The sequence below is a fragment of the Mycolicibacterium sp. XJ879 genome, assembly GCF_053483935.1.
Window position 1 is genome coordinate 1 of record NZ_JBEFTH010000032.1, and the last position, 1,364, is coordinate 1,364.

At 67.5% G+C, this 1,364-nt stretch carries 1 protein-coding gene; it reads left to right on the forward strand.

Annotated elements, in window-relative coordinates; genetic code table 11:
- Nucleotides 1-1,364 (forward strand): amino acid adenylation domain-containing protein (locus ABQF13_RS25255; protein ID WP_448395545.1); only part of this gene is annotated, 1,364 nt, incomplete at both ends.

Here is a 1,364-nt window from a genome sequence, read left to right on the forward strand (position 1 = left end):
CGGTTGGCGCGGTTGCTGATTGGCCGTGGTGTGGTGCCGGGGCAGCGGGTGGGGTTGCTGTTTCCCCGCTCGGCCGAGGCGATTGTGGCGATCCTCGGCGTGCTCAAGGCCGGCGCGGCCTATGTGCCCGTGGATCCTGCGGTGCCTGATGCGCGGTTGGATTTCGTGCTCACCGACGCCGGTTTGACGGTGGTGGTGACTGCTGGTGGGTTGGTTGAGCGGTTGGCGGACCGCGATGTGGTGGTCGTCGATGTCGGCGCGCTCGATGGCGGCGTCGCCGATGGCGCCGGTGTCGAACTGCCGGTGGTGCACCCCGGTGACGTCGCGTACCTGATCTACACCTCGGGGACCACCGGCACGCCGAAGGGTGTGGCGGTGCCGCACGGCAATGTTGCGCGGTTGTTGGAGGCGATTGAGCCGTGGTTGCGGTTGTCGCCGGATCTGGTCTTTTCGCAGTGCCATTCGTTGGCGTTCGACTTCTCGGTGTGGGAGATCTGGGGCGCGTTGTTGCGCGGTGGTCGGGTGGTCGTGGTGCCCGAGTCGGTGGTGGGCTCGCCCCAAGACTTTGCCGCCCTGTTGCTCGCTGAGCGGGTCAGCGTGCTGAGTCAGACGCCGTCGGCGTTCTATGCGCTGGCCGCCGAGTTGGGATCCGAGCTGGCGCTGGAAGCGGTGGTTTTCGGTGGGGAGGCGCTGGAGCCGGCCCGGCTGAGGTCATGGTTGGACAGCCACCGGGGTTCGCCGCGGTTGATCAACATGTATGGGATCACCGAGACGACGGTGCATGCCTCGTTCCGTGAGATCGTGTCCGAGGATGTCGGCAACGCGGTCAGCCCGATCGGGGTGCCGCTGGCCGATTTGGCGTTTTTCGTGCTCGACGCCTGGTTGCGCCCGGTCTCGCCGGGTGTGGTCGGTGAGTTGTATGTGGCCGGTGCGGGCTTGGCGCATGGCTATGTGGGCCGGGCGGGGTTGAGTGCGTCGCGGTTTGTGGCGTGTCCGTTTGGTGGGCCGGGTGTGCGGATGTATCGCACCGGGGATTTGGTGGCCTGGGGTGCTGATGGGCAGTTGCAGTATCTGGGTCGCGCTGATGAGCAGGTCAAGATCCGCGGTTATCGCATCGAGCTCGGCGAAATCCAGGCCGCGCTGGCCGGCCTGGGCGGGGTGGGGCAGGCGGCGGTGATCGTGCGCGAGGACCGCCCCGGTGACAAGCGGCTGGTGGCCTACGTCACCGGTAGCGCGGATCCGGCCGAACTGCGCGCGGCTTTGGGGCAACGGTTGCCGGGCTATATGGTGCCCGCGGCGGTGGTGGTGTTGGATGCGTTGCCGCTGACCGTCAACGGCAAGCTCGACAAGCGGGCGCTGCCGGT